The sequence below is a fragment of the Pseudoalteromonas maris genome, from assembly GCF_049257235.1.
Taxonomy (GTDB): Bacteria; Pseudomonadota; Gammaproteobacteria; order Enterobacterales; family Alteromonadaceae; genus Pseudoalteromonas.
Genome location: NZ_JBMMUF010000008.1, coordinates 1 through 26,144, shown reverse-complemented (window position 1 = coordinate 26,144; position 26,144 = coordinate 1). Strand labels below are relative to the sequence as shown.

The 26,144-nt window shown below is 44.3% G+C and carries 25 protein-coding genes; 4 read left to right on the top strand and 21 right to left on the bottom strand.

Annotated features, from left to right (window positions below; genetic code table 11):
- Position 1: 1 nt before the first annotated feature.
- The 8 genes from AAEU32_RS11815 to AAEU32_RS11780 all read right to left on the bottom strand — a co-directional run bounded on the left by AAEU32_RS11815 (position 2) and on the right by AAEU32_RS11780 (position 6,606).
- A complete protein-coding gene (locus AAEU32_RS11815; RefSeq protein WP_421970734.1) occupies positions 2 to 1,255 on the bottom strand; it encodes an NAD(P)/FAD-dependent oxidoreductase in 1,254 nt (417 codons plus the stop codon).
- Positions 1,252 to 1,962, bottom strand: a complete 711-nt coding sequence (locus AAEU32_RS11810) for an SDR family NAD(P)-dependent oxidoreductase (RefSeq protein ID WP_421970733.1) — start codon at positions 1,960 to 1,962, stop codon at positions 1,252 to 1,254. The genes AAEU32_RS11815 and AAEU32_RS11810 overlap by 4 nt, the downstream gene beginning before the upstream one ends.
- Positions 1,962 to 2,387, bottom strand: coding sequence for a nuclear transport factor 2 family protein (locus AAEU32_RS11805; protein WP_421970732.1), 426 nt, complete (start codon positions 2,385 to 2,387; stop codon positions 1,962 to 1,964). The genes AAEU32_RS11810 and AAEU32_RS11805 overlap by 1 nt, the downstream gene beginning before the upstream one ends.
- The gene (gene phrB / locus AAEU32_RS11800; protein WP_421970731.1) at positions 2,380 to 3,771 is read right to left on the bottom strand and encodes a deoxyribodipyrimidine photo-lyase; all 1,392 of its coding nucleotides are present in this window, start codon (positions 3,769 to 3,771) and stop codon (positions 2,380 to 2,382) included. The genes AAEU32_RS11805 and phrB overlap by 8 nt, the downstream gene beginning before the upstream one ends.
- Entirely contained in the window at positions 3,771 to 4,721 is a 951-nt protein-coding gene (locus tag AAEU32_RS11795; protein WP_421970730.1) for a YbgA family protein, read from the bottom strand. The genes phrB and AAEU32_RS11795 overlap by 1 nt, the downstream gene beginning before the upstream one ends.
- On the bottom strand, positions 4,721 to 5,386 hold the full coding sequence (locus AAEU32_RS11790) for a ChrR family anti-sigma-E factor (protein WP_421970729.1): 666 nt from the start codon (positions 5,384 to 5,386) through the stop codon (positions 4,721 to 4,723). Before AAEU32_RS11790 ends, AAEU32_RS11795 begins: the two co-directional genes overlap by 1 nt.
- Complete coding sequence (locus AAEU32_RS11785; protein WP_421970835.1) at positions 5,379 to 5,936, bottom strand: sigma-70 family RNA polymerase sigma factor; 558 nt, start codon at positions 5,934 to 5,936, stop codon at positions 5,379 to 5,381. The genes AAEU32_RS11790 and AAEU32_RS11785 overlap by 8 nt, the downstream gene beginning before the upstream one ends.
- Positions 5,937 to 6,354: 418 nt before the next feature.
- Positions 6,355 to 6,606: a hypothetical protein gene (locus AAEU32_RS11780; protein WP_421970728.1), complete on the bottom strand. Its 252-nt coding sequence runs from the start codon at positions 6,604 to 6,606 to the stop codon at positions 6,355 to 6,357.
- Between the two features lie 270 nt (positions 6,607 to 6,876).
- Here AAEU32_RS11780 and trhA point away from each other — a divergent pair, with 270 nt between their 5' ends.
- Positions 6,877 to 7,503: a PAQR family membrane homeostasis protein TrhA gene (trhA, locus tag AAEU32_RS11775; RefSeq protein WP_421970727.1), complete on the top strand. Its 627-nt coding sequence runs from the start codon at positions 6,877 to 6,879 to the stop codon at positions 7,501 to 7,503.
- A 143-nt stretch (positions 7,504 to 7,646) separates the two neighbouring features.
- Here trhA and AAEU32_RS11770 read toward each other — a convergent pair whose 3' ends face one another.
- The 3 genes from AAEU32_RS11770 to AAEU32_RS11760 all read right to left on the bottom strand — a co-directional run bounded on the left by AAEU32_RS11770 (position 7,647) and on the right by AAEU32_RS11760 (position 9,344).
- Entirely contained in the window at positions 7,647 to 7,910 is a 264-nt protein-coding gene (locus AAEU32_RS11770; RefSeq protein WP_421970726.1) for a hypothetical protein, read from the bottom strand.
- Positions 7,911 to 8,164: 254 nt separating this feature from the next.
- Positions 8,165 to 8,467, bottom strand: coding sequence for an MGMT family protein (locus AAEU32_RS11765; RefSeq protein WP_421970725.1), 303 nt, complete (start codon positions 8,465 to 8,467; stop codon positions 8,165 to 8,167).
- Complete coding sequence (locus tag AAEU32_RS11760) at positions 8,460 to 9,344, bottom strand: LysR family transcriptional regulator (protein ID WP_421970724.1); 885 nt, start codon at positions 9,342 to 9,344, stop codon at positions 8,460 to 8,462. The genes AAEU32_RS11765 and AAEU32_RS11760 overlap by 8 nt, the downstream gene beginning before the upstream one ends.
- A gap of 115 nt (positions 9,345 to 9,459) precedes the next feature.
- On the opposite strand from AAEU32_RS11760, the gene AAEU32_RS11755 reads away from it, so the two are divergent.
- Both AAEU32_RS11755 and AAEU32_RS11750 read left to right on the top strand, forming a co-directional pair.
- Positions 9,460 to 10,545, top strand: a complete 1,086-nt coding sequence (locus tag AAEU32_RS11755) for an efflux RND transporter periplasmic adaptor subunit (protein ID WP_421970723.1) — start codon at positions 9,460 to 9,462, stop codon at positions 10,543 to 10,545.
- Complete coding sequence (locus tag AAEU32_RS11750; protein WP_421970722.1) at positions 10,546 to 13,611, top strand: efflux RND transporter permease subunit; 3,066 nt, start codon at positions 10,546 to 10,548, stop codon at positions 13,609 to 13,611. It abuts the gene before it with no gap.
- A 77-nt stretch (positions 13,612 to 13,688) separates the two neighbouring features.
- Here the strand turns inward: AAEU32_RS11750 and AAEU32_RS11745 are convergent, their stop codons facing one another.
- The 9 genes from AAEU32_RS11745 to AAEU32_RS11705 form a co-directional block, all read right to left on the bottom strand.
- Positions 13,689 to 14,141, bottom strand: coding sequence for a hypothetical protein (locus AAEU32_RS11745; RefSeq protein ID WP_421970721.1), 453 nt, complete (start codon positions 14,139 to 14,141; stop codon positions 13,689 to 13,691).
- Positions 14,142 to 14,211: 70 nt separating this feature from the next.
- Positions 14,212 to 15,477 carry a hypothetical protein gene (locus tag AAEU32_RS11740; protein ID WP_421970720.1) on the bottom strand — a complete coding sequence of 422 codons (1,266 nt, stop codon included), beginning with the start codon at positions 15,475 to 15,477 and terminating at the stop codon, positions 14,212 to 14,214.
- 96 nt (positions 15,478 to 15,573) lie between these two features.
- Positions 15,574 to 16,179, bottom strand: coding sequence for a hypothetical protein (locus AAEU32_RS11735; protein WP_421970719.1), 606 nt, complete (start codon positions 16,177 to 16,179; stop codon positions 15,574 to 15,576).
- 5 nt (positions 16,180 to 16,184) lie between these two features.
- Positions 16,185 to 16,691: a TerB family tellurite resistance protein gene (locus tag AAEU32_RS11730; RefSeq protein WP_421970718.1), complete on the bottom strand. Its 507-nt coding sequence runs from the start codon at positions 16,689 to 16,691 to the stop codon at positions 16,185 to 16,187.
- Positions 16,692 to 16,803: 112 nt separating this feature from the next.
- Positions 16,804 to 17,391: a GDSL-type esterase/lipase family protein gene (locus AAEU32_RS11725; protein ID WP_421970717.1), complete on the bottom strand. Its 588-nt coding sequence runs from the start codon at positions 17,389 to 17,391 to the stop codon at positions 16,804 to 16,806.
- Between the two features lie 33 nt (positions 17,392 to 17,424).
- Positions 17,425 to 18,465 (bottom strand): 23S rRNA pseudouridine(2604) synthase RluF, encoded by a 1,041-nt coding sequence (rluF, locus tag AAEU32_RS11720; protein WP_421970716.1) that lies wholly within the window; start codon positions 18,463 to 18,465, stop codon positions 17,425 to 17,427.
- Positions 18,466 to 18,508: 43 nt separating this feature from the next.
- On the bottom strand, positions 18,509 to 19,612 hold the full coding sequence (locus AAEU32_RS11715; RefSeq protein WP_421970715.1) for an ABC transporter substrate-binding protein: 1,104 nt from the start codon (positions 19,610 to 19,612) through the stop codon (positions 18,509 to 18,511).
- A gap of 40 nt (positions 19,613 to 19,652) precedes the next feature.
- On the bottom strand, positions 19,653 to 20,825 hold the full coding sequence (locus tag AAEU32_RS11710; protein WP_421970714.1) for a DUF418 domain-containing protein: 1,173 nt from the start codon (positions 20,823 to 20,825) through the stop codon (positions 19,653 to 19,655).
- Between the two features lie 173 nt (positions 20,826 to 20,998).
- Positions 20,999 to 22,210: an EAL and HDOD domain-containing protein gene (locus AAEU32_RS11705; RefSeq protein ID WP_421970713.1), complete on the bottom strand. Its 1,212-nt coding sequence runs from the start codon at positions 22,208 to 22,210 to the stop codon at positions 20,999 to 21,001.
- Positions 22,211 to 22,622: 412 nt separating this feature from the next.
- Here AAEU32_RS11705 and AAEU32_RS11700 point away from each other — a divergent pair, with 412 nt between their 5' ends.
- Positions 22,623 to 24,782, top strand: coding sequence for a M3 family metallopeptidase (locus AAEU32_RS11700; protein WP_421970712.1), 2,160 nt, complete (start codon positions 22,623 to 22,625; stop codon positions 24,780 to 24,782).
- A 136-nt stretch (positions 24,783 to 24,918) separates the two neighbouring features.
- Here AAEU32_RS11700 and AAEU32_RS11695 read toward each other — a convergent pair whose 3' ends face one another.
- Positions 24,919 to 26,007, bottom strand: coding sequence for a peptidase C39 family protein (locus tag AAEU32_RS11695; RefSeq protein ID WP_421970711.1), 1,089 nt, complete (start codon positions 26,005 to 26,007; stop codon positions 24,919 to 24,921).
- Positions 26,008 to 26,144: the final 137 nt, after the last annotated feature.

The window sequence follows — 26,144 nt, the reverse complement described above, 5'->3', positions numbered from 1 at the left end:
GTTAAAATTCCACGTCGAGTAAACGCGCAACATCAACCGCACTGCGCACGCCATCTTCATGAAACCCGTTATACCAATACGCACCACAAAAATAACTAGAATTTACGCCGTTTATCTCTGTACGGCGCTGCTGCGCAGCCAAACTTTCACTGTTAAACACAGGATGGTGGTAGGTAAAGCGTCGCAAAACCTTATTCTCGTCTATGGCGTCATCACAATTGAGCGTTACACACAGCGGTAATTGCGACTCTATCCCTTGCAGAATGTTCATTTGATATGTCACCACCGCGGCTCTGTCGGTATTGTTATCAAGGCGATAGTTCCAACTTGCCCATGCTGCCTTTCGCACTGGTAGCAGTGACTCATCGGTATGCAACACTACCGAGTTTGCAGTGTAAGGGATTGCCCCAAGTACCTGTCGTTCCGCTTCGCTGGCATCCCCCAGCAAGGATAGGGCTTGGTCAGAATGACAAGCGAACACTACTTTATCAAATTCCTGCACATCGCCATTGCTAAACAGTATTTTCACCTTGTCTTGCAGGCGTTGCACTGACGATATCTCGGCATTGAGCACAATGTTATCTTTGAACTCGTTAACTAATGGGTCAATGTATTGCTTTGAGCCACCTGGAATAACATACCACTGCGGGCGATTAGTTATATCGAGTAAGCCGTGGTTAAAAAAGAATTTGATGAAAAACTCGATGCCGAAGTCATTCATTTTCTTAATAGACGTTGACCATATCGCCGCACCCATAGGCAGAATGTAGTGATTTCTGAAAAAGTCATTAAAATTATGTCTATCTAAAAACTGGCCAAGCGTTAACGCTTGCTCGTACTCACCGCTGTGATAAATGTCTTTGCAAATACGATTGAAGCGCACGATTTGCCACAGTAAATGCCAGAACTTTGGGCGCAGAATATTGCGTTTTTGAGCAAAGAGCGTTGCTAGCGTGTGCCCATTGTATTCAAAGCCAGTATCGAGGTTGTGAACACTAAAACTCATTTCTGTAGGCTTTCTATCAATGCCTATCTGAGCAAGTAGTTTTTCAAATAAGGGATAAGTTCGGTCGTTAAAGACAATGAAGCCGGTGTCCACTGCCAATGTCTGCCCGCCCATTTCGACTTCCACTGTTGCTGTGTGTCCACCAATGTAGTTGTTTTTTTCAAATACAGTTACGTTATACTTTTTTGACAACAGGTAAGCGCTTGTCATGCCAGCGATACCACTACCTATAATTGCGATTTTCTTCACCGCACCATCCTTTTTGCTAATTTAGCCCAAATACTCCACGGTAAAATACGTAGAAGCTTTAAAAATAGTGTAAATCTTTTTGGGAAATGGATTTCTTTTTTTCTGTTTTTCAACCCCTTATACATATACAGCGCGGCTTCATCAGCACTAACGGCCATCGGCATGGGGAAGTCATTCTTATCTGTTAAGGGAGTTTTCACAAAGCCCGGATGAACCACGCTCACATCGATGTCTTCTAAATCAATTTCGAGACACTTTGCTAGGTATGTGGCTCCCGCTTTGGATGCACCATAGGCTTCGCTGCGAGTCAGGGGTAAATAAGTGACGCTCGAAGACACGATTGCCAGCTGCCCACCAGATTTTACTTTGCCGAGCAATGCTTCAAGACAGTAACCTAGGCTCAGTAAATTGACCTTAATGACACGCTCGAACAGGGCACTGTCAAAATGCTTGGCATCATCAACGTATTCGCAATTGCCAGCGTTGAGCACTAACAGGTCAATCTCTTGAATTTGCGAAGTTTGATATTTGATGTCTTGCAAGTCTGTGACGTCAAAACGCAGCCCTGTAATGTTTGGATGCTGGGACAGCTCGTTGAGTTTGTCTTGATCACGACCGCAAGCGAACACTTCTGCGCCTTTTGTTGCATACAACAGTGCAAGCGACTCACCGATACCAGAGGTCGCGCCTGTGATAAGCGCTTTCATTATGAACCCGCCCGTTTATCAATCATTTTAATGAGCTTGTTGATAACCGGTAAACGACGATACAAAAGCTCCCCCACATCGAAGTAATCACGATGAAAAATAACCTTTTGGTCACCAAATCGCAGTTGGCTGTGGCCTTGCACCTCAACATCCTTACCACCATTGATGCGCGGATGTTGATAGGTCATTGTCCAATACAAGAATGCTCGGTCTTCCAACTCGAAATGCTCAGTAATATTAAAAGAGCAACTGGTCACGTTGGCGTACATATTTGCGAAGTAGCTGTACAATTGGTCCAGCCCTTTGACTTCATGAAGGGGGTCAATAAAGTGAATGCTTGGATGATAAATGTCATCAAGTAGCGACAGGCTGTTTTTATCAAGTCGCTGATACATTTCTACGAATTGCTCAACACGTTTACTCATCGTCTACCTTAAACCTAGCCAAGGCACGCTCGCGCGCCGCTTTGTGGTCCACTATCGCAGGCCAGTAGCAATTTGAAGCTGTGGCTGCCAAATACTGATGTGGAAAGTGAATATACTTCGTTGGGACTTTTTCCAACTCTGGTAGATACTTACGAATAAACTCCCCCTCTGGATCAAAGCGTTCACTTTGCGTAATAGGGTTGAAGATACGAAAATAAGGCTGTGCATCACATCCTGTGCTTGCCGCCCATTGCCAACCGCCATTGTTTGACGCTAAGTCACCATCAATCAAGTGCTGCATGAAGAAGGATTCCCCTTTGCGCCAATCAATAAGCAAGTGTTTAGTTAAAAAGCTGGCCACGACCATACGCAAACGATTGTGCATCCACCCGGTTTGCGTAAGTTGGCGCATTGCAGCGTCGACCAAGGGATAGCCGGTACGCCCTTCACACCAAGCCATAAAGGCCTCTTCATCATCTTGCCACTTCAGAGTATCGTACTTGGCGTTGAAGTTTTGGTGCTTACACAGTGATGGATAGGCAACAATTAAATGTCTGTAAAACTCTCTCCAGATCAACTCATTAACCCAACAAAACAGATTACTTTTGGCGTTTTGCAATACATTTGGATGATGTATTTGCACGTTGATAAGCAGCTGTTTAACGCTCAACGCGCCAATGGCTAAATAAGGACTTAGACCAGATGTCCCTTTGATGGCGGGGAAATCTCTGTCATCTTGATAACCAGCAAGCTTGTCATGTACAAAGCGCGATACAATATTGTGCAACGCCTCATCATCCACCGGCCATTTGTTGGAGCTACCATCTCCCTCTAAACACGCATCTGCGTGCCAAGTTACGGCTTCTTCACTGTCGTTTAATGGCCAAGATGGCAATCCAAATTGGGTTAATTCATGAATTTTTAGCCATTGACGCTTAAACGGCGTGAACACCTTAAACATGTCTCCGCTTTTTGTCGTGACACTGCCAGGAGGTGCAATAACGTCACCATCATATAACTGCAAATCTAAGCCTAACAGAGAACATGCCTTGTCACGCGCCACCTCGTTTACTTCATATTCTTTATTGGCGTAAACGCGCTTAAGCGCTAACTCATCAACTAACTGTTTTAGCTTAGAGGGAACATCAGCAAACATTGGGGCATGCAGCACATGCAGCGTCACACCGTAACGAGCCAATCTTTGCCCTACATACGATACGCGCCGAAGGAGCAAATCACGGGCAATGGCAGACATTTGGTGTTGTTGCCACTGCTGCTCACACACAAAAAATACAGCATGTTTCGCTCCATCATTGAGTGCATCGATCAACGCTTCGTTACTATAAAGGCGGAAATCGCGCCTAAACCAAAATAATGCTGACATTAAATTCCGTATCTCAGTTTTAAGTCATTCGGATGAGGGTTAAAGTAAACCTGCTGTGCTAAATAGGGATTTGGGTGCACATTAAGGTGATGCTTTAATAAGGTTAAAGGCACATAAAGAGGCACCATGCCTTGACGATAGTCTTCGATTGCGGCGCGCAATTCTTGCTTTTCATCGTTGCTTAAGTGCTGTTTAAAATACCCTTGGAGGTGCATGAGGGTGTTGGTATGTGCTTTGCGTGACGCAGGCTTTTTCAGTGCCTTCATCAATCCAGCGATATATTGTTCGGCGATTTCGTCAAGGTTGTCGCCAGAATGCGAGCCCAGCAAGCGTCCTAAGTCGCGATATGCTTGGTAATTGTGGCTCATCAGCAAGTACTTATGCATCGCGTGAAAGCGCGTTAATCGGTCAGGTGTTAGCTCGGTATCACACAACTTTCGCCAGCTGTGATAGACATAGACCCTCATGACGAAGTTTTCGCGCAAGTGCATGTCATTCAAGCGGCCGTTTTCTTCACACGGAAGCAGAGGATTTAATTCCATAATCTGCTTGGCGAAAAAGCCCACGCCTTCGGATGTGTTACCTGTGCCAGCCTCGTTATATATTTTGATGCGTTCCATACCGCAACTAGGACTTTTGGCGCAAAAAATAAAGCCGTCTAACTTATCACCATAACTCTTGGCGATGCGTTGTCCGTATTCGGTAAGTTTGTCTCCCACCTCACCACTGCCATCTGGCTGACATACAGTGATGATATCGCCTTTGCGCACTTGACGAATAGTTGGTCTCGGGATGGGTAGACCAATGGCAACCTCAGGGCAAAAAGGCACGTATTCAACGTGCCTTGCGAGTTCGTCCATACAAAAATTTGATCGTTTGTGTCCTGAGTCGAAGCGTACTTTCTCACCACTCAAACACGCGCTAATTCCAATTTTAACGTCTCGATTCATTAGTAAATAAGCTCACCTATAGGGTTAAGTAATTTGCTCAAGCCTTTATTGAAGTGCAGCGCACTATTAACAACGGCTAAACACAAGCAACCATTTTCAGTGTAGGGTGTATGGTCGTGCTTGTCGTCCAACCAGATAAAATCTCCTGGAACATATTCGCCGTGCTCATCGCTAAAGTGACCGTCCAATAGCAAAGTCAGCTCAAATCCGGTGTGAGTATGCTCAGGAATAGTTCCGCCTGGCGCAATGAACAGCAAGCTTGTGCGAATACTCCCTTCTTCGAGTTCCAATCGTGAACGAGCGAGCTTTCCTGCCTGTACGAAACGAGACATGCTCAAGTGGCTCAACGAACGTGGCAACGTAATACTTCTATCGCCCACGGTTAGCTCTTTGCGGCTCTCAAATGAAAACTCGTCGATGTCTGCATCGGCGGTAATATCGTTCATCATCATGCTCATGGCGTCGTCCAGCTCATTAGCGCTTAGCTCTGACGTTGTTGCGTCATCGAATGTAGCTAAGGCCGCTTGCGACTCTAGCTCTGCCGCCTTTTTAGCGCATGCATCACACATCTCATGATGCGCTGAAATGGCCACACTCAAAGAAGCTGGTAGAGTTCCGGCCACGTACTGTTGTAGCAATTCTGTGTTTGGGTGAAACTTAATCATGTTCAGCTCCCATATGATTTCTTAACTTTGAGAGCGCTAAGCGAAGACGAGATTTAACCGTCCCCACAGGTACGCCTAACTGCTTTGCAAGTTGCTCTTGCGACAAATCCTGAAAATACACGCCTTTAACCACTTCTTGCTGCGCGAGCGGCAACTTGTCAAGGTGCTCTTGGAGCAACTGTGACTCGAGGTGATCTGTAAAAACCACTTCTTCGTCTTCTACTTGCACCATTGGCCAAATATCTTCACTCAATGTGTCTTCACGATTCGACCTGATCTTGCGCAGCGCATCAAAAGAGGCGTTTCGCATCACCGTATATACCCACGTTGTCGCAGCACCTTTACTAGGGTGATACAAATGGGCTTTTCTCCACACCGACGTCATGGTGTCTTGCACTAACTCCATCGCCGACGCTTCGTTGTTAAACTGCTTAATGCCAAAGCGCTTTATCTTGGGCGCAAAATACTCGAACAAAACTGCAAACGCAGCTCTGTCTCGGTGGGATGCAACTTTGACCAAGGCATCTGACAGATGCTCCGTTGGCGTCATAGTGTGTCCTTTATCTGAGTCTTCACCACATTGAGAAGGAATAACCCGATGCGGCTTTGATGCTGTTGTAGAAGCCATTTGCAAAGCCATCTGCTACCTCACTTTTTCATCTATAGCGAACATTACGCAATGAGATAGTGGTTAGATCACTTTAATATTGAATATTTAGAGTATGGAGGATGGTCAAGCTATGTTCAAAATTTATCACGATTTTTTGTTATATTTTTCTGACGAATCAATAGGTAATCGAACTTTGCGGGAAAGGAGCGAGGAAAACTAAAATGCGTAAAATTAACAACCGAATGCGCGGCAGGGGTACTACTTAAGCCACCAGCCGAGATTACGGCAAAAACTCACACTTAAATACATGCCAATGAGACTAGCTACAGGTAGTAGCATCAAACCTAGCAGAGGTAGATTAAGCGTCATTACCGTCACCTTTTGTTACCTTTTTAGAGTGCGGTTGTTTTTGTTGTTTAGCACTTTGACTAAACATCTCTTGCGTTGATTTTTTCACTGCAGCTTTTTGCTCGCTAACAAGTGCTGAGAACGCTTCATTAGCAGCTTCTTTAATGGCACGCTCAATATCGTCTGTTAGGGATGTCGCATTGGCATTCATACTCAAAGTTAAAGTTGTTGCAACTAGCATTGCTTTAGTTAAGGTGTTCATAATGGGTATCCTATTTAAATCGTAATTAAGTTAGTCGCAATTACTTTTACAAAGGTTGTGCCATCTATTGATTAATTTTTATCCATCTGTTTTTATTGAAGTTATATTTTAATTTCATGTTGGAAGCTGATGGTGCACATACACTAAATAGTTATTTTTTGGTTATTTTCACATCAGTTTTAGTTATTTTCGCCAGTTGAATTTCAGTGTACAAGTGTACGCTGAATCGTTATAGTGGCGGGCAAGTGTAATTTTGAGTAAAAACTCTATATGCAAACGAGTCCCTATTCACCTACCGAAGAAAAATTGAATTGGCTTAGTCATGGTATCGGCGCCCTAATGTCTGTTGTCGCGCTCATCGCTATGATAACGACGAGCGAAACGATTACAGCCACATTTGCAGCTGCCATCTACGGCTCGAGTTTATTGTTGATGTTTGCGAGTTCAACTTGCTATCACGCGATCGCCAAACAGAAGGTCAAAGCGGAGCTTAAAAAGCTCGATCACAGTGCGATATATCTATTGATCGCCGGCACCTATACACCCTTTCTCTTGGTTGCATTAGGTGGATATTGGGCATGGGCTGGTATGGCGTGCATATGGGGGTTGGCACTATTTGGCGTGTTATTTAAATTATTGGCAAAGGTACCTAGACCAAGAGTGTCACTTGCTACCTACTTAGTAATGGGCTGGATATCGCTGGCGTTCGTTTATCCCTTGTACTTGGCCCTACCTAGCGCGGCATTGTGGCTTTTAGTACTTGGAGGTGTGTTATTTAGCATTGGTACAGTTTTCTACAGTGCTAAACATCGTCAATTCAGTCATGCGATTTGGCATATCTTTGTACTCATTGCTTGCTTATGCCACTTTCTCGCCATTTATCTGTATGTGATTTAGCAAATAAACAGATAATCAGAAAAAGTTACCTCGGTGCTAGGAGCTATTTAGCCCACACACCGAGATAGCGGCAAAAGCTAAAACCTAAGTAAGTACCAAATAAACTTGCGACAGGTAATAGCATCAGGCCAAGAAGTGCAAAATTAGGCGTCATTGTCGTCACCTTTATTCTCGTTGTTAGGCGCTTTTTTCGTTTGTTTTGTGCTTTGTTGTTCAACAGAGCTTTCAAACATTGCTTTGGTCGCTTGTGTGATTGATGCTTTTTGAGAGCTAACCAAAACAGAGAGTGCTTCAGTAGCAGCCTCTTTTACTGCTCGTTCAATTTCATCGGTCAATGAATTTGCGTTGGCGCCCATACTCATTGTCAAGGTGGTTGCTACGATAGCTGCTTTAGTGAAAGTATTCATAATGGTGTTCCTGCTGTTAATGCGTTATTAAGTTAGTCGCAGTAACTGTTTCAAAGGTTGTGCCATTTTGAATAAATTTTTTATCCTATTGATTTATAAAGATTAAAACAATTTCACATGCTCACGATGTCTTATTAGACACACATCTAGACACTAATGTTTAGTGTTTTTCACATCAAATTTAGTAAAATTGACCACCCCATTAGCACCCTCGCAGATCATAACCCTGCATGGTATTGCCATCCCTACAGAAGCTATAGCCGCCACATGTATTTGGCCATATTTACTTTGCCATTGATGACCAGTACTCCCTCACTTGCAAGTGCCTGTCGCTGGCGCTCAAAGTTTTCACTGCCTTGTTCAAAGGCTATTTTCCCTTGCGCATTGAGTACCCGATACCAAGGAATAGTGCTCTGTTGAGGCAGGGTTTTCATGGTGTGACCAACGTAACGGGCGTATCCGGGTAAACCTGCACGCTTAGCAACTTCACCATAGCTACATACTTTGCCTACAGGGATGGCCGCAACCACGTTGTAAATAGCAACTTGTTTATCCATGCGTTAATGCCTCTAATTTTTGCCATAAACTCCGAGCGACAGGACCATGGTGTTTGGAATGTCGTCGGAAGGCACGAATTTGCGCATGAAAGCGGTCTTCTCTATCAGTCAGCTCCAGTACCTGCAATTGCCCAGATTCTATCTCCGCCTGACATAACTCTAAACACAGTAACGCCCATCCAGTGCCGTTAAGGAGTAATGATCGCAACACGAAATAATCATCAACCTTGATGCGGGAAATGTTGCTCATAAATGACATGCTGTCTTCGTCGAAGCGCAGTTCACTCTCATGCATCGAAATACAGGGATGTTGGCGCAGCGTTTTAAAGCTCAACTTGTTGTTTGCTATTAATGATGGGGACGCCACCAACCCCACCTGAATATCCCCTAAAGGCAGACTTTCTAAATCTCCGGTAGTATGAAAAATGTCAAACCATGGACCAATACCCAAGTCAGCTTCGCCTTTATTTACTTGATCTAAAGAGCTGAAGCGTCTGCCGCTGTCGATAAGAAACTCTGTGTGTTCATACTCTTGGCAACAATCTTTAAGCACCAACGTCACATCCTCACTCACACACACTTGCTCATAGCTCAGACGAAACACAGGTTCATTACCATTCGCTAACTCACTACTGAATTCCTTAAGTCCATCAATTTCTTGCAACACATTTTGCGCTTTGCGGCAATAAGCCTGTCCCTGAGGAGTCAGAGAAAAACGATACCCCTCCCTATCGACCACAGCGAATCCTACTTCTTCTTCGATTTTTTTTACCGTCATTGTCAACGCAGGTTGTGTTTTGTGTAGCTTTTGCGCAGCTTCACTCAAGGAGCGACTGCGAGAGAGTACATCTAATACGTGGAGCCATGCCAACTTCATAAGTAAAGATTATTATGTTTAAAGTAATTAATAATTTTTAATGTAGCACACCTTACAGTACCCTATGCAACTACAATTACCCAAGCTTTATCCAAAATACAGGGAGTTATCGCCCATGCGTCGTATTCTTTTTACCCTTAGTGTTGTGAGTTTGTTTGCAACCTTGAGTGGCTGTTCTGAGCCCCAGCAAATACAAAAAAGCGTGCCTGTTCGTCCAGTTAAATTGCTCACCATTGGTGAAAGTGACGAAAGCATCATGCGCAACTTCCCAGCAGAGGTTGTAGCGCATCAAGGTTCATACCTGGCTTTTCGCGTCAACGGTGAGCTCATTGAATTCCCCGCATTAGCAGGCAAGGCAGTCGAAAAAGGGGAATTATTGGCAAAGCTAGACCCTGAGGACTTTGAGCTTCAAGTAGAAGAACGCAAGGCACGATATGACTTAGCCAAATCGCAACTGCAGCGCATTGAAGCGCTTTTTAACAAAAAAATTGCCAGCCAAGCGGAGCTGGACCAAGCCATTGCCAATGCTCGCGTCGCTGAGTCAGCGTTCAATATCGCCAAGACCAACTTAGACAACACAGAGCTGCGCGCCCCCTTTGCTGGCACGGTGGCGAAGGTATTTGTGAAAAATTTTGAAAATATTCAAGCCAAGCAAAATATCTTGCGATTAGAGACGCGTGACCTGATGGATGTGGTCATTCAAGTGCCAGAAAAACTGGTGGCGCGAGTCAACAAAAACACGCTTTACCAGCCTAGCGTGGTTTTTGACGGCTTTCCTGGCAAAGAATACAAGCTCACCATCAAGGAATATGACACCCAAGCAGATCCCGCGACCTTAACGTACAAAGTGGTGTTTTCATTACCCCTGCCCACCGACTTCAACTTATTAGCGGGTATGACAGGGCAAGTACACATTGATACCAGCAAAATCACTAACGACACCAAGGCATGGCATAAAATCCCCGCTGAAGCGGTGTTTTCAGACCCTCAACAAGATACCAACAACAACAGCTACGTATGGGTATACGATGCGCAAACAGGGCTCGTTAGCAAGCGAGCGGTTGAAGTTGGCCAATTACACCGCGACGGTATCGAGGTGAGATCTGGTGTGGACTCGGGCGAGCAAATAGTGGCAGCGGGTGTGCATTATTTGCAAGAAGGTATGCAAGTTCGCCCTTGGCAAAAAGAGCGAGGCCTGTAAATGAGTTTGGTTAATCTCGCGATTGAGCGCAAAGTTATTAGTTGGATGTTTGCGCTGCTGCTGTTGGTAGGCGGCACTGTGTCTTACTTTTCATTAGGGCAGCTGGAAGACCCAGAATTCACCTTAAAAAAGGCGATGGTGATCACCGCCTATCCAGGCGCTTCGCCACGGCAAGTTGAAGAGGAAGTCACCTTCCCCATCGAAAATGCCATTCAAGAATTACCGTATGTTGATTATGTGACCTCGATATCTTCCAATGGCAAAAGCCAGATCACCGTCGAGATGAAAAGCACCTATCGTAAGGAAGATTTGAAACAAATTTGGGATGAGCTACGACGTAAGATTAATGATTTATCCGTTTCTTTGCCGCCGGGTGTATATCCAAGCAAGATTCTTGACGATTTTGGTGATGTCTACGGTGTCACCCTTGCACTAACTGGCGATGGCTACTCTTACGATGAACTCAAAGACTATGTGGATTTCCTAAAGCGTGAGCTCGTGCTTGTTGAAGGCGTTGGTAAGGTCACCGTTGCAGGTGAGCAACAAAGCCAAGTTATCGTTGAAATTTCAACACACAAATTAGCGCAGTTAGGGATCAGTCCTAATTCCATTTTTTCCATGCTGCAAGCACAAAATACCGTGTCCAATGCAGGGCGAGTGATGGTTGATGGTGAGTCTATTCGCCTGCATCCTACAGGCGAGTTTGATAATGTGAGCGAACTAGAGCATTTATTGATCTCAAAACCCGGCGCTAGCGAGCTCATTTATTTAGGCGATGTGGCGCGCGTTTATCGCGAGTTTGCTGAAGTTCCTAGTCACATTGTGCGTTATAACGATCAACAAGCGCTGCTGCTCGGGCTCTCTTTTGCCTCAGACGTAAACGTTGTTGATGTAGGAAAACGCATTGATGAGCACCTCGACGCACTTGAATATCAACGCCCCCATGGCATGGAAATAAATGCCATATATAACCAACCTCAAGAAGTGGAAAAGTCTGTATCGAGCTTTATTCTCAGCCTGTTTGAGGCGGTAGCCATTGTTATTGTCGTACTCTTGCTGTTTATGGGCGTAAAAAGTGGACTGCTCATTGGTGGCATTTTGCTACTTACCGTGCTCGGCACATTTATTTTCATGGCGCTATTTGGCATTAATCTGCAACGTATTTCTCTGGGTGCCCTGATCATTGCACTGGGCATGTTGGTCGATAACGCTATCGTTATCACCGAGGGGATCCTAATTAACCTCAAGCGCGGGCAAACAAAACTCCAAGCGGCAGTAAATATAGTGGCGCAAACTAAGTGGCCATTGCTTGGCGCAACCATCATCGCTATTACTGCGTTCGCGCCCATAGGCTTGAGTTCAGACGCCAGCGGTGAGTTTGCGGGCAGCTTATTTTGGGTGTTATTTATTTCCTTGCTACTGAGCTGGGTCACGGCCATTACCCTTACGCCATTTTTTGCAGCTTTATTGTTCAAAGAAAAGATAGCAGCACACGCACAGAATAATGATAACGATGATCCCTATCAGGGCATCCTTTTCAGTGCTTATAAATTCATGCTTAGTCGCGCTATGCATTATGGAAAAACCACCATTGCGTTGATGATAGTGTTGCTGATAGCTGCTTTAGCTGGCTTCGGCGCGGTTAAGCAATCCTTTTTCCCTGCCTCTAATACGCCCATGTTTTATATCGACTATTGGCATTATCAAGGCGCAGATATTCGCACCACCAGCCAAGGCGTAGCTGAACTTGAGCAATTTTTATTGCGTCAAGACCTCGTTGAGGAGGTCACTAGCACCATTGGTCAAGGTGCTCCACGTTTTATGCTTACCTACGCGCCGCAGCAACAATACGCTGCATTTGCCCAGTTAATCGTAAGAGTAAAAGACCGTGAGGCTGTGCTAAGCATGATTGCCAAAGTGAGGGAGTATGAGCAAGCACACATCACTGATGCCAAACTCAAACTAAAACGCATGGAGATAGGCCCATCAACCGACGCAAAAATTGAGGTACGCTTCTCGGGCCCTGATCCGGTTGTGTTACGACAACTCGGTGAACAGGCAAAAAATATTCTTAGTGCTGATGCAGGTGCTTTTCATATCAGAGATGACTGGCGCCAGCGTTCCAAACTTATTCGCCCCATTCTTAATGAGCAAAAAGCTCGCCGCTTGGGGATCAGTAAAAGCGATTTAGACCAGCTATTACTGACTAGCGTCAGTGGTAAAAAAGTAGGCTTGTATCGCGATGGTACACAACTATTGCCGATTATCGCTCGCAGCCCCGCCCAAGAGCGCCTAAATGTTGAGAGTTTGCGCGACTTACAAATATACAGCCCTGTACTTGGGGTGTTTGTGCCAGTAACCCAGGTCGTTGATGACTTTGTGGTTAAATGGGAAGATCCGCTGATTATGCGCCGCGATAGAAAACGCACCCTAACGGTAATGGCGGATCATGATTTACTCTCAGATGAAACGCCCGCAAAACTCTTTGCTCGCGTGCGCAGTGACATTGAAGCCATTGAGCTGCCACGGGGATACGAGTTGCAATGGGGCGGTGAATTTGAGTCCTCAAGCAAGGCGCAAAAGGCCATTTTCGGCTCTTTGCCCATGGGCTACTTGGCAATGTTTGTGATCACCGTGCTGTTATTTAACTCTGTACGCCAACCGCTTGTTATATGGGCTACCGTGCCATTAGCGATTGTTGGCGTAAGCGCAGGCTTACTCACCATGAACGCCTCTTTTGGTTTTATGGCATTACTTGGGTTACTGAGCCTATCAGGGATGCTGATCAAAAATGGGATTGTGTTAATCGATCAAATCAACCTTGAATTAGACTCTGGAAAAGACCCATACCAAGCGGTGTTTGACTCTGGCGTATCTAGAGTACGCCCTGTCGCTATGGCGGCAATCACCACTATTTTGGGGATGATCCCACTGCTATTTGATGTGTTTTTTAAATCAATGGCGGTCACCATTATGTTCGGTTTAGGCTTTGCAACTGTACTGACCTTGGTATTTATCCCTGTGCTCTACTGTAAACTCTTAGGTATTCAAAGCCATAAAAGGTAAACGATAAAAGGGCTTAACGCATGTTAAGCCCTTTTAAATACTATTTTGCTTACTAAAGCTTTGCTTTGGTCGCAAAACTATTGCCTTAGCGTATCGATGCGAACAATTAATTCTTGGATACCTTTATTCTTTGTAAATGGTAAAAAACTAGATTTAGGCACAAAAGCTAGCTCAGCACCGAACTCGGTTTTATTGCGAAGGCTAATTGTGACCCTCTTAGGGTTTGTCAAAAGCTCATAATTGACGTTAATAATATCCTGTAAACGAACTCGCACTTGCTTGTTGCCGTTAACGAATAATAAACAGTGGCCTTCATCAAACACTTTATCAATCAAATCAAACACGAACTTTTTCATCATGAAATAGCCAAATACCGCCATGCCCCAGGGAACAACGATAAACAGAATTTCGACATCTCCTTCTTGGCGAATCATTAAAGCATTAAACATAAAAAATCCAATAAATCCGAACCACAGGACCGGAAACACTTTTTTATAGAAAAAGGTATAGTGTGATGACAATTGTTTCATGAGTTACTTTCTTTTGGAGTTGGCATTGGTCAATTCTCTTTCAATTTTAATAAAGGAACAGGGCAAACGTTCATGGCATCGTTAAACATACATCATCGTCGTCGAAACGATAACATAGGCGGTTATCAACAAAACTAGCCCCTTCACCTGTATATGGATTTTTAAGCAAGGGCTCGGTGATCACTGATTCAAGGCCCTCCCTTTTTGCTTGAATGAGCGCTTGTAAAAGATATATTTCAAGATCCACTGATACTAGATTTTCGCCAAAGTCTAGAGGCGTTGGCAGGGTTAATTCCACAAACTGATAGCCGATTATATTTCTAAAGTATTTGAGCAAGCGCCAATTGCTACCTCGAGCCATTTTTCGCTCGTTCTGAATTTGCCCATTAGCACTTTGTGCTAGAGTGATAGCCTCTAATAATGTCTCCTTGCTGACATCATAAGGGAGTAATTGCGAATTTATAGTTTTATATAAGTAGTTTCGCGTGATGTTTCGCTTGTAAAGATAGCTTGTTTTATCTTCGCCTAACCATAAATCACTCTGCTGTTTATCAACATTCAACTCTGATTCAAATGAATTTAGAAATGTAATCGATTGTCGTAGTAATGAGTGGTTATAAGAGATTTCACCAATACTTAAAGGTTGCAAAACTTGCCAAAGTAAATGCCAGTTATCAAATTTAGTTTTCAGAAGCTTCTGTATGAGAGGTTCGTACAGAAGGTTGTAGTTACTCGTAAATGCCATATCAGCAATCAGTGATACTTTCGCTCGAAGCAACTTCCTATCCAAAATAGCTAGCCTATTTATCAACGTGGCCGCCTCGTCAAACTTATGCTCATCAATTAGAAACAACGCTTTGGCACCGACCATGGCGGATAGAGCGCTATAATTGTCATATTCGATAAACACATGCACTGAATTTAATGGAGTAAAATTATTAAACTCACTGACTGCAACAAAACGCTGCAAAAGCCCTTCAAACTGTGAAAGGCTAGCCTCTAGTGCAACTCTGTTTTGCAATAGATGTTCAGTGCACAACTCATCACCTAAATAACAAAAACCTGACTTAACTTCCCAAAACTGTTTTACATCAAGGGTTGAAGGCACACTTGGCAAGTCAAACTGCTGTCCCGACTGTCTAAGCGTTGACGGTAATAAAGTGTATTGATAGTTGTTAAGTGCTTGTCGATAAGGTTCCTCTGTCTCTAAGCCGAGCGCCATGAGAGCAATAAAGGCGTTTTCATGCAAATCTGGTAAATTACTGAATTCATTTAAAAAACACTCTGCTTGCGAGTCAATAGGATCATCAAAATGCATCAAAGCAAAAGCCAGCATTCCAGGGAGCACACACAAACACAAAATAACTTTACGTCTTTTGTGCTGTATTTTTCTAAGCCAATTGAGCACAGCTTTACCACATCACAAGTGATCTTATTGAAGCCATTGATATCTATCTTTTAAGCAAGAGTGCAAAACACCCAAGAAAAAGAACGCCACTAAATCGATGGCCACTGCAAACCCTAAATCTTTTCCGAGGAAAAAGTAGAAGTAGGGGTTAAAAATTGTGCCTGTAAATTCAATGCCATCTTGAATTACCAGCATTAAAGTCCCAACGCCGCCATAACTGAAATAAACTGTGCCTAAGCTAACTGAAAATAGCTGTAAAACTTGATTCAAATACGACAAGTAAAAGCCTAGTCGCTTGCGCTTTAGCAAAAAATAGCCTGACAGAGCATTGAAGCATGCAATCACAAATAGGATGCTGGCATCTGCCACGGATTGCTGAAAAGCTGCTATACCAACAATTATAAAAGCGAGAGCGGTAAATAATTGCAGCCAGCTGATTAACGTTAGGCGCTTCTGTGTAGTGATTACAAATTGCGCATATTGCTGTTTATGATAGACCTCAATCTCACTCTGGCGAGCCGTGATTTCCTGTTGTAGTAGTTGGTAATTTTCAGGATACGCGTGTTTATCAATACTACGTAGGCACTCTTCTAACTCGCTTATGGTGTAGTTTGAATAATTCACTTCCATCCTTGTTAAATAAATTGTGCTTTGATGCTATTGATTAATCTAGTTTGCTGCTGAGAACATACACCATCGATCAGGGCTAGTTTTTCGAGCAATTCAATAAGAGAACTGATCTGACTCTGAGTAAATTTTTCTTTGCTGCGAGCCAATACAGCCTTTGGATTGTCAATGACTTCGTCACTGCGCCCGTAGATGTGAACACTTGCACCGAGTAAACTTTTCGCCTCTTGCTCAGATAGATTAAATTCGTTTGTGAATATATTTAAAATGGCTTGTTTCTGCTGCGCACTCATATCACCATCCACTTTAGCAACAGCAACTAAGAATAACGCAGCAACATCCATAGGAGATTCCAAGGAATAAGCCGCAGCAAGCTCATACTTTTTTCTAAATTTGCGTCTGCGGTGCCAGCTGAATGGATTTAGCCAACCAATATCAAGACCCGCATCACTGAGGCGGTTAATGAGTACCAAAATGGTGACAACTGTCCCTAATACACCAAGAATTATATGCATAAGCTATCCCTGCCAGAGTGTAATTTATGTTGCTTTCATGAATAATGCCATACCCATATTAGCCACACACAGACCAATAAAGCAACACACCGTCGGTACAAACCAGTGCTCGCTATCGTATTACGCGTATGTGCTCAGCAATCGATTCAGCTAATCGTTGATAACCTTGGTCATTCAAATGGATTTGATCTGATTTGTAGTCGTTGTCAGCCAACAATTCACTGGGGGTATTGGCAACAACAGGAATGCCATATTGCTGTGCAAGTTCTTGATATAAGGGAGCATCGCTTAAGAATAGAGACTTCTGAGGTACAGCCACTAAAATAACTGCAATTCCCTGAGCTTGTGCCAGCTCTATCATGGCCGCTAAATTCGCTTTTACACGCGCTGGGCGCTGATTGCGCAAAAAGTCATTACCCCCTTCGAGTAACACCAGCACATCGGGTTGATGTGCATCGAGTGCAGCAGGTAAACGAGCGAGTCCTTGTTGCGTTTGCTCTCCTGACACACCACTGGCAATCACGGTTAAACCGGTTAGATTTGCTAACTGCTTAGGATAAGTCGTGCGTTTGGCACCCACCGACACAGTGAGACTATCACCAAATGCCAGCACCGTCGCATCGGAGCTGACACTAACAAGCCCACTATCGTCACTGCATGCTGTGAGGAAAATAAAACAAATAATACTGAACAAACGCATGTGTTAATTAAGCTCCTTGCAACGAGAAGGACGTTATTTTTTCAGTCGCAATGTGCCACCGATACGCTTTTTATTGTTCGCACTTGGTTTACCTGAGGGCGAACTTTTAGATTTATGCACTGGTTTTGCTTTTTGCTTGTCCGCTGATTGCGTAAATGCCTTACCTTTGTTCGGCTTCTTAGGAGCCTGATCATTGTTTTTGCTAGCGTGATGACCAGAATGACTTCCGTTTCTTTTACCCTTGTTGTTCCTATCAAAGCCTTCACTCTGGTTGGCTTTATCGCGTTGCTCCGGGCGATGAGCTGGCGCTTTAGATGTCGCTATGGGCACAGCGCCTTGAGTATCTTTTGAATGCTCTTCTGTTTTCCCCGAGTCTGCAATTAAGTCATTAATCGTCGCCATTTCCACATCGCTCAGATGACGCCATTGCCCCGCTTTCAAACCATCTAACGTGACATTCATAATGCGCGTACGTTTAAGTTTGGTTACCTCGTAGCCGAGATACTCACACATACGGCGAATTTGTCGGTTTAAACCTTGGGTCAGTATGATTCTAAAGCGCGACGCCCCCACCTGCTCAACTTTACACTTCTTGGTGACGGTACCAAGGATCGGGATCCCCCCCGCCATGCGCTCAACAAAACGCTTGTTCAGTGGTTTATCCACTTCCACTTCATATTCTTTTTCGTGGTTATTCCCAGAGCGAAGAATCTTATTAACGATATCGCCCTCATTGGTTAAGAAGATCAACCCTTCTGAGGGCCTGTCTAGGCGTCCGATTGGGAAAATACGCTCTGGGTAGTTAATGGCACTGACGATGTTGCTTTTAATTTTGCGCTCAGTGGTACAGGTAACGCCCACCGGTTTGTGATATGCAATATATACACGCTTTGGTTTTGATTTCAGTGGTTTGCCATCAATTAAAATGGTGTCTGCATCACTGACTTTATCGCCCATTTGTGGTGCATGACCGTTTACTTTTACACGGCCATCACTGATCAACGCATCGGCTTCACGACGCGAGCAAAATCCAGTTTCACTGATGTATTTATTTAAGCGGGTTGGCTGAGACATTATCGCTGTAACTAAAGACTAAATTAGCTCTATTGTAATCGACTCAGCGGGAAAAATCCGAATTAAAGTAATGTTCAATAATGTTATTAATATCAATACTTGAATAGCTTTGCTTGTGGCTATGCGTCAAGGTGAAGTCCTTAAAATTGATATGTTGCCAATTTTTAACAGTGACTACGGGTTTAACATGCTTGACGTTGGTACTGTCTGCTAAAGCGAGTTTAAAGCTGATACTCTTAGGAACAGTGATTTCGTTATCTTTTTGATGCGCATGGTCATATAAAGCAACTAGCGCCCATGCTCCCATTAAAAAGTGGCCACCAATCGATGCACTCATTTGCTCGTTTTCAATGGCATCTAAAGCGCTATCAAGCCAATCAAAACCGCCGATAAAGAGTGTTTGATTAATTACTTTTCCTGCACTTTGAGCCTCCTTGACGGCAGACAGGGCCATCAAGTCCGATGCACTCCAAATGACATTGGTATGGTTGTAACGACGCAGTAAACGTTTGGTCTGTTCGGCCGCTAAATCGGCGCGCCACTGTGCATGAACCAGTTGGTTTAATTGCAGTCGATTCGCCGATAAGTAACGACTCAATCCCTTAAATCGAAAATCAGTTTCAGCCCCATAATGGCCGCCTATGGCAACCACACTAGGGTTGATAATGCCACTTATCTTAGCTTGCTCAGTTAGCGCTGACGCCAAGTCATACCCTGCTTTCTCGTTGTCATGGCTGAGCTCAGATAACCAATACTTGAACTTCTCCTGCGCAAAGCCTACTTTGGCTCGCCCAGCATGGGAGAGAGTTTGTTCCAACGTGATGAAATATATGCCTCTACTTTCAAGCGCGCCCATTGATTTGCCATTATCACCGGGGTAGTTAATCACGATGGCATAATCAGGCATTGGGTTGGACGATAAATAGGTGTTGAGGTTCTGATACTGGTATTCACGGTGGCCATCGCCATGAATAACAACAAGATCCATGTCTAGGTCCTGTGCAGCGCGCTGAGCAAACTGCTCCACCTTTATCCAAAAAGGATCATCCGCTGTTGATGGACTCACAAAAAGCACGCTTATTTTTGCATTGGCATTTACACAAAACACCAATAATACCGACATCAAAATCCAATTTAGCCACTTCATGCGACTGCTCACCTTTGGCTTAACCTATGCATAAAACATACTAACTGTTATGCAGTGTATATTTCAGGGACAATGCGCGCCATACTTTTTCAATGGGCCCTTGCTTGAATAAACGCAAATAAAAAGGACAAAAAACAAGCATAAACACCATAATCACGGTGGATAGGAGCAAGTAATCATGCAAATAAAATTGCCTTGCAAATATTTCACCATGAAAATGGTTCAATATCACCATGATTAACGATTGCCCTAAGTAACAGCTTAGTGACATTTTCCCCACACACGCAAATGCATAAGTCACTTTATTCGCATTGATTGGCCAAAACGTGACACAGTGAATAACTATCAGCGCGGTTAGAAAGCCACTCATAGAATTGGCAATTAGCGCCCCTACATCACTCAATCCGCTCGCATGCGTTAACTTAAATGCACTCACCACCAAGCACACTGCACACACGAACCCTATTAACGCTTTGTGCTTTTGTGGCCATGGCGTTACCAACCAGCCACTGCGCCACACACTTATGGTCATTAAAATCACACCAAGCTCTAGCCAAAGAACGCCTAAAAGCAGAGCAATTAGCATTAACACTGCATTGTGTGCATTATCAACTCGCGATGCCAAAAAATTAGGATTGAAGTCGTCTAAATACTGCTGGTATACGGGCGATGAATAAGTCGGCAGAGGCTCGTTAGACAACCAACCTAAACACAACAACAAAATAGTACCAATAGCAAAACACCCCATGCCGTTAATTAACTGGCGCCGAGGTGAGTCTTCAATCATCGTAATGGCTATCAAACCCGCCAATGCGTAGCCTAGCAGTATATCTCCTGCCCAAATAAAAAAGCTGTGGATACAACCAAGAATAAGCAGTACGCATAGTCGCGCTCGTAATGGATGATAGGGCTGAGTATGCGCACCAATTCGCTGCCACTGAATGACTAAGCCAAGGGCAAATAGCACCAAAAATAGTCCACGAAAGCGCCCATCAAGTAACAACACTTGCAACGACAACAACACTGAATCTGTGGCAACTTCAGGCATGATAGCAACGTAGCCGTAATCAAAGTTGATAAAGAAGGGGGCATTTAAAAACACAATGCCGCATATTGCGATGCCTCTGAGAACATCTAAGCTAAAGGAGCGGTTTCGCTGGGGTAACAAGGCGTCGAAATACGCCACATTGTGAAACAGTCCTTGTTTTGGCACTTCTTGCTCCTAGAGCATGTTGAGGGTTACTTAGGTCATGATAAAGGAGTCTAATAACAGCAACAACAGGCTTTTTATCAATCATTTAGTTCTAGAAAAGGGAGGCGTCATTTACAAAGCGATGCTAGCGCATAATACCTGCGTTTCTAGCATCGTCGAGATTTGAGCACGCCCTACAAAGTATCGAACATTTGCGACCACGTAATGGCCGATTTATGCATATTAGGAAGCTCTTTATCAGTGATATTCAGAGGCTCACACGCTCTTTGCATCGCCCACCAACTGCCGCTTTCATAGGCTTTAACCAGTTCTAAGATGTAATATAGCGTGTTGTTCTCCCCTAACAAGGCTTGGGCAATTTCGTCAGGAAATGGTAATGTCTCAACAATTTTGTCCATACGTCTATCGAGCATGGCGTCAACCAAAGAAAATAGCCCCACTAAAAATGCGCTGTTACTCGATGCCGGAAAATAGCGCTTGGCAACGAGTTCACAAAAACGCGCTCGTATTGACGCTAACCGAGTGAGTTCTAAGGGCTTATCGTGAGAGATGTGTGCCGTTACAATCAAAGAGACGAATCGACGCACTCGCTCCTCACCGAGGTACACCAGCGCCTGTTTAATTGAGTCCATGCGCTCTTGCAGCGGAAATAAACCAGAGTTAATAAAGCGCAACAACTTATACGTAAGCCCAGTGTCTTGACTGAAGATTTGAGCCAACTCAGAGATATTTAACTGTGGCTTGAGTGCTTGAGCATAGATAGCCATCACCAAAGGCGAGCGACTTGCACAGTCTTTTTGGCTCACCATTTGTGGTTTAGCAAAGAAATAACCTTGGAAGAACTCAAAGCCGCGTTGTTTGGCCTGTTCATACTCGCTTTGGGTTTCAACTTTCTCAGCCAAATATTTGATCTTAGGATATTTCTGAAGCAACTCCATCATTTGATCAATTTCGTCGAATGAGGTGTGCTGTAAATCGAATTTAATCAAACGCACGAGTTTGAGAAACTTCTCCCACCTCGGTTCGTATTTGAAGTCATCCAGTGCAAGGCGATACCCTTTGTGAAAAAGCTCGTTCACAAGCTGGTAGTTACTGTCGTCAGGTGGGACATTTTCTAGGATCTCAATCACCACTTTGTCGATAGGTAAAAAGTCTGCCAATCCTTCACGTAATGATTGCTCGCCAAAATTCACCAATGCCTTGCGGCCACCGGTTATGTAAGAAAGCCCTTGATTGAGCTGGCTGTCACAAATGAGTTTGGCTGTAGCAACTTTGTCCTCAACATCAGGAAAGCTGTTTTCAGCGCTGTCGCGAAACAATAATTCATACGCTACAACTTGATTGTGTTTATTAAAAACCGCCTGACGAGCTACAAATACATCCAACTCGCATCTCCTTTTTAAAAGCGTTTATATCCAAGTTATACCTGCCTTCAACACCTACATCGCTGCAAATCAGCGCGCGCAAGCAATACAGTATGTGATCATTTTACGTTTCCAAAAAACAAACAGTTCACCTTCTCGAAGGTGAGTAGTTATTAACAAAAGAATAGTAAAGTTTATAAACTGTGGCGCATTTATTATCACTATTTACGATAAATAACCGCTAAACGCGGCTAACCCACTTGTCGTTGTAAGGTATCCAAAGTAATGTATCTGTTTTATGACATTTGCTTGGTGCCTATTGCGCCGCGAGCAAAAGCAAAGATGAATGGCGGTGGTTTACACCCAGTGTACTTACACCTCGCAGTAACCACAGCTCATAATCAAATAATTTTAACAACAAGTGGAGTAAACAATGCGTTTATCCGTAATTGCGGCGGCTATTGCTGCAACGACCTTACTATCTGCGTGCTCTGAACAGCCAGCGAATAACAATCAACAAACAGCGGCCGAGCAACAAGCACCTGCAACACAGCAAGTCAGTCAAGAGAACCTATTTTTAAGCCCTAGCCCGCTTCAGTACATGGCTCCGGAGTTTGATAAAATCACAACCGACATGTACGAGCCAGCGTTCGATGCGGGCATTGAAGAGCAAAACATTGAAATTGCTGCCATTGCCAACAACCCTGATGCGCCTACGTTTGAGAACACGCTCGTTGCACTAGAGAAATCAGGCACCATTTTGAAACGCACACGCGCCGTGTTTGGTAACCTCTCTGGCCTTATTTCAAATGATGAGTTTCAGCGAATCAACACAAAAATGGCCCCTATTTTCGCAGAACATCGCGATAATATTTTCCTGAACAAAGCACTGTTTGACCGCGTTGCTACGGTATACGAAAGCAAAGATTCATTGTCACAAGAAGACCAGCGCCTTGTTGAGTACTACTACAAGCAATTTGTGCGCGCCGGCGCCAAGCTTACAGAAGATCAAAAGCAACGTATGCGTGAAATCAACGGTGAGCTTTCTAAACTCAGCACGCAGTTCTCACAAAACGTACTTAAATCATTTAAAGAAGATACGATTTTAGTTACTGATAAAGCACAATTAGCTGGCCTTGGCGAAGATCAAATCGCTAGCCTTAAAGCAGCGGCTGAAAAAGCAGGCAAAGAAGGCTACATGATCACGCTTGTGAACACCACACGCCAGCCAATTCTTTCAAGCTTAGAAAACCGCGAGCTACGTGAAAAAGTGTGGCGCACTTCAGCGCAACGCGCACAGCAAACCAATGGTCCAATTGCCATCGAAGAAGCGCAGCTTCGTGCTGAAAAAGCACAATTACTTGGTTTCGAGTCATGGGCGCACTATCAATTAGACGACCGTATGGCGAAAACACCAAACGCTGTATTCACAATGCTTGACGACCTCGCTCCTAAAGCAGTTGAAAAAGCGCAAAAAGAAGCACAAATGATCCAAGAAGCTATCAAAAAAGATGGCAAAGACTTTGAGCTTCAGCCTTGGGACTGGGCTTACTATGGTGAGAAAGTTCGCGCAGAGCTATACAGTATCGACGCGAGCCTAGTAAAACCGTATTTTGAAATGAATACTGTGATCAACGACGGTTTGTTCTTTGCGATGAACAAGTTGTACGGCATCACCATGAAAGAGCGCAATGACTTACCTACATACCACGAAGACGTGTTTGTGTGGGAAGTATTCAATGAAGATGGCAGCTCTGTAGGCTTATTCTACCTTGACCCATACGCGCGTGAAGGCAAGCGCGGTGGTGCATGGATGAGTGCATATGTAGGTCAAAACCACCTATTGGGCACCAAGCCAGTGATTTACAACGCGCAAAACATTCCAAAACCTGCTGATGGCCAGCCTACGCTGATGACATTCTCAGAAGTAACCACCATGTTCCATGAGTTTGGTCATGCGATTCACGGTTTATTCTCTGATGTGAAGTATCCTTCACTTGCAGGCACAGCAACAGCACGTGATTTCGTTGAGTTCCCATCACAAGCCAACGAAGATTGGAACGTAGAGCCAAGCGTGTTAGCAAACTATGCGAAGCACTATCAAAGTGGTGAAGCTATCCCACAAGAGTTGTTGGATAAACTACTTGAGTCACACACCTTCAACCAAGGTTTTGACACCACTGAGTACCTAGCCGCAGCATTACTAGATATGGAGTGGCACTCAATTGCACCAGGCACGAAGATTGACGACGTCGCTGCATTCGAAAAAGCAGCGCTTGAGCGCCACGGTATTGATTACTATCCTGTACCGCCGCGTTACAAAACGTGTTACTTCAGCCACATCTTTGCTGGTGGTTACAGCGCAGGTTACTACGCTTACCTTTGGACTGAAGTGTTTGCAGCGGACGCGTTCGCACACATGCAAAACGAAGGTGGCCTAACGCGTGAAAATGGTGACCACTACCGTAAAGAAGTGCTTTCACGTGGTAACAGCCGCGATCTTATGAAGAGCTATGTTGAATTCCGTGGCCAACAGCCAACCACAGACGCATTGCTTAAGCGCCGTGGTCTTGTTGACGGCGAAGGCGAGTAAACAATAGCTTAGCTAAATACCCTAAAAACGCGGCACATGCCGCGTTTTTTTCACCTTCAGTCACACCATTGGTATTGAATTTTATAGGTGCCACTGCACATAACACACGTCCGCAATGATCACTTTTTGAACGTTATCACTTAGCAAAAATGACCACACAGGCGGTGTGCTTTTGTTTACCAAAACCCACTATTTGCTCAAGTGCTCGTTTACTGATCGGCACTGATGCCGCTGAAACGGCATGTTGAGGATCCTCTACGAGGGGATCATGGAAGTAGAAAAAATGCTCATTCATTCCACTTAACACAATCCAATGTGGTTCTTTGTATCCATTAAATCGATAGGTACTGATCAGCAGTAATACTGCTGCCCCTTGCGCGATGCATTGCTCTATATGGGCAGTCAATGGCGGCGACTCTTGTACCTTAATATCGGTGCTGGCAAGCTGCTCAACAAAATCATTATGTACCAGTTCAATCACCGATTTTTTATGCGGGTCGCGCACCGACTCAATAAATGGTGTGCCATGAGAGTGCGACCATAATTCAACCCGATATCCCCTACGGTGTGCCGCAAGCGCTAACCCTTGGCCACTGCACCCTCCGTGTCCTGACGCCATATATACTGTGGTTGCTTCACGCCACAATTGCACCTCGCGAGAGCGATTAAGTGCAGAGGTATCACCAAGCGCCGCAAAGCTCATCAATAAACACGCTGCACCACAGGTAAATGGCAAGGTTTGCACATAAAGTGGCATTGCCAGAGAGACGTTTGGCCCCGAGGTCACCAACCGCTTTTGCATACGCACCCCATCCACCACATCATCGTAATAATGAATCAAGGTTTTTAGTGGTTTAAACCCCAGCTTTTCGTACAATTTTATGGCTGATAAATTATCTTCCCTCACCTCGAGTCTTAGCGTAATGTAGCCTCGTTCTATTACCGATTGTTCGCACTGTTCAAGCAGGGTCTGTGCAATCTTTTTACCCCTTTGTTGTGGCGCCACGGCAATAGAATATAAACGCGCGAGCTGCGTGGCTTTATTAAAGAGCACAAGGGCATATCCTGCTAATGCACCATCATGCTTGGCAACGTGAAGCTCGCTGTGTTGTGACTGGATAAACCGTTTCATTTGACGACGGCTAATCCTATCACTGTTAAACACTTGCTCTTCAAGGTGTATCAGTGCGTCTAAATCTTGAGGTTGCGCTTTAGTGTATTGCACGTGTTTCTCAATCGTGATCTTCCCTCAAACAACTAGACATCTTTTATTTTGAAAATGAAGTAAGATAGAAGGTGTTATGAGAAATAAATATCCGCAAGAATTTAAAGACGAAGCAGTTCGCCAGGTTATCGAGCATG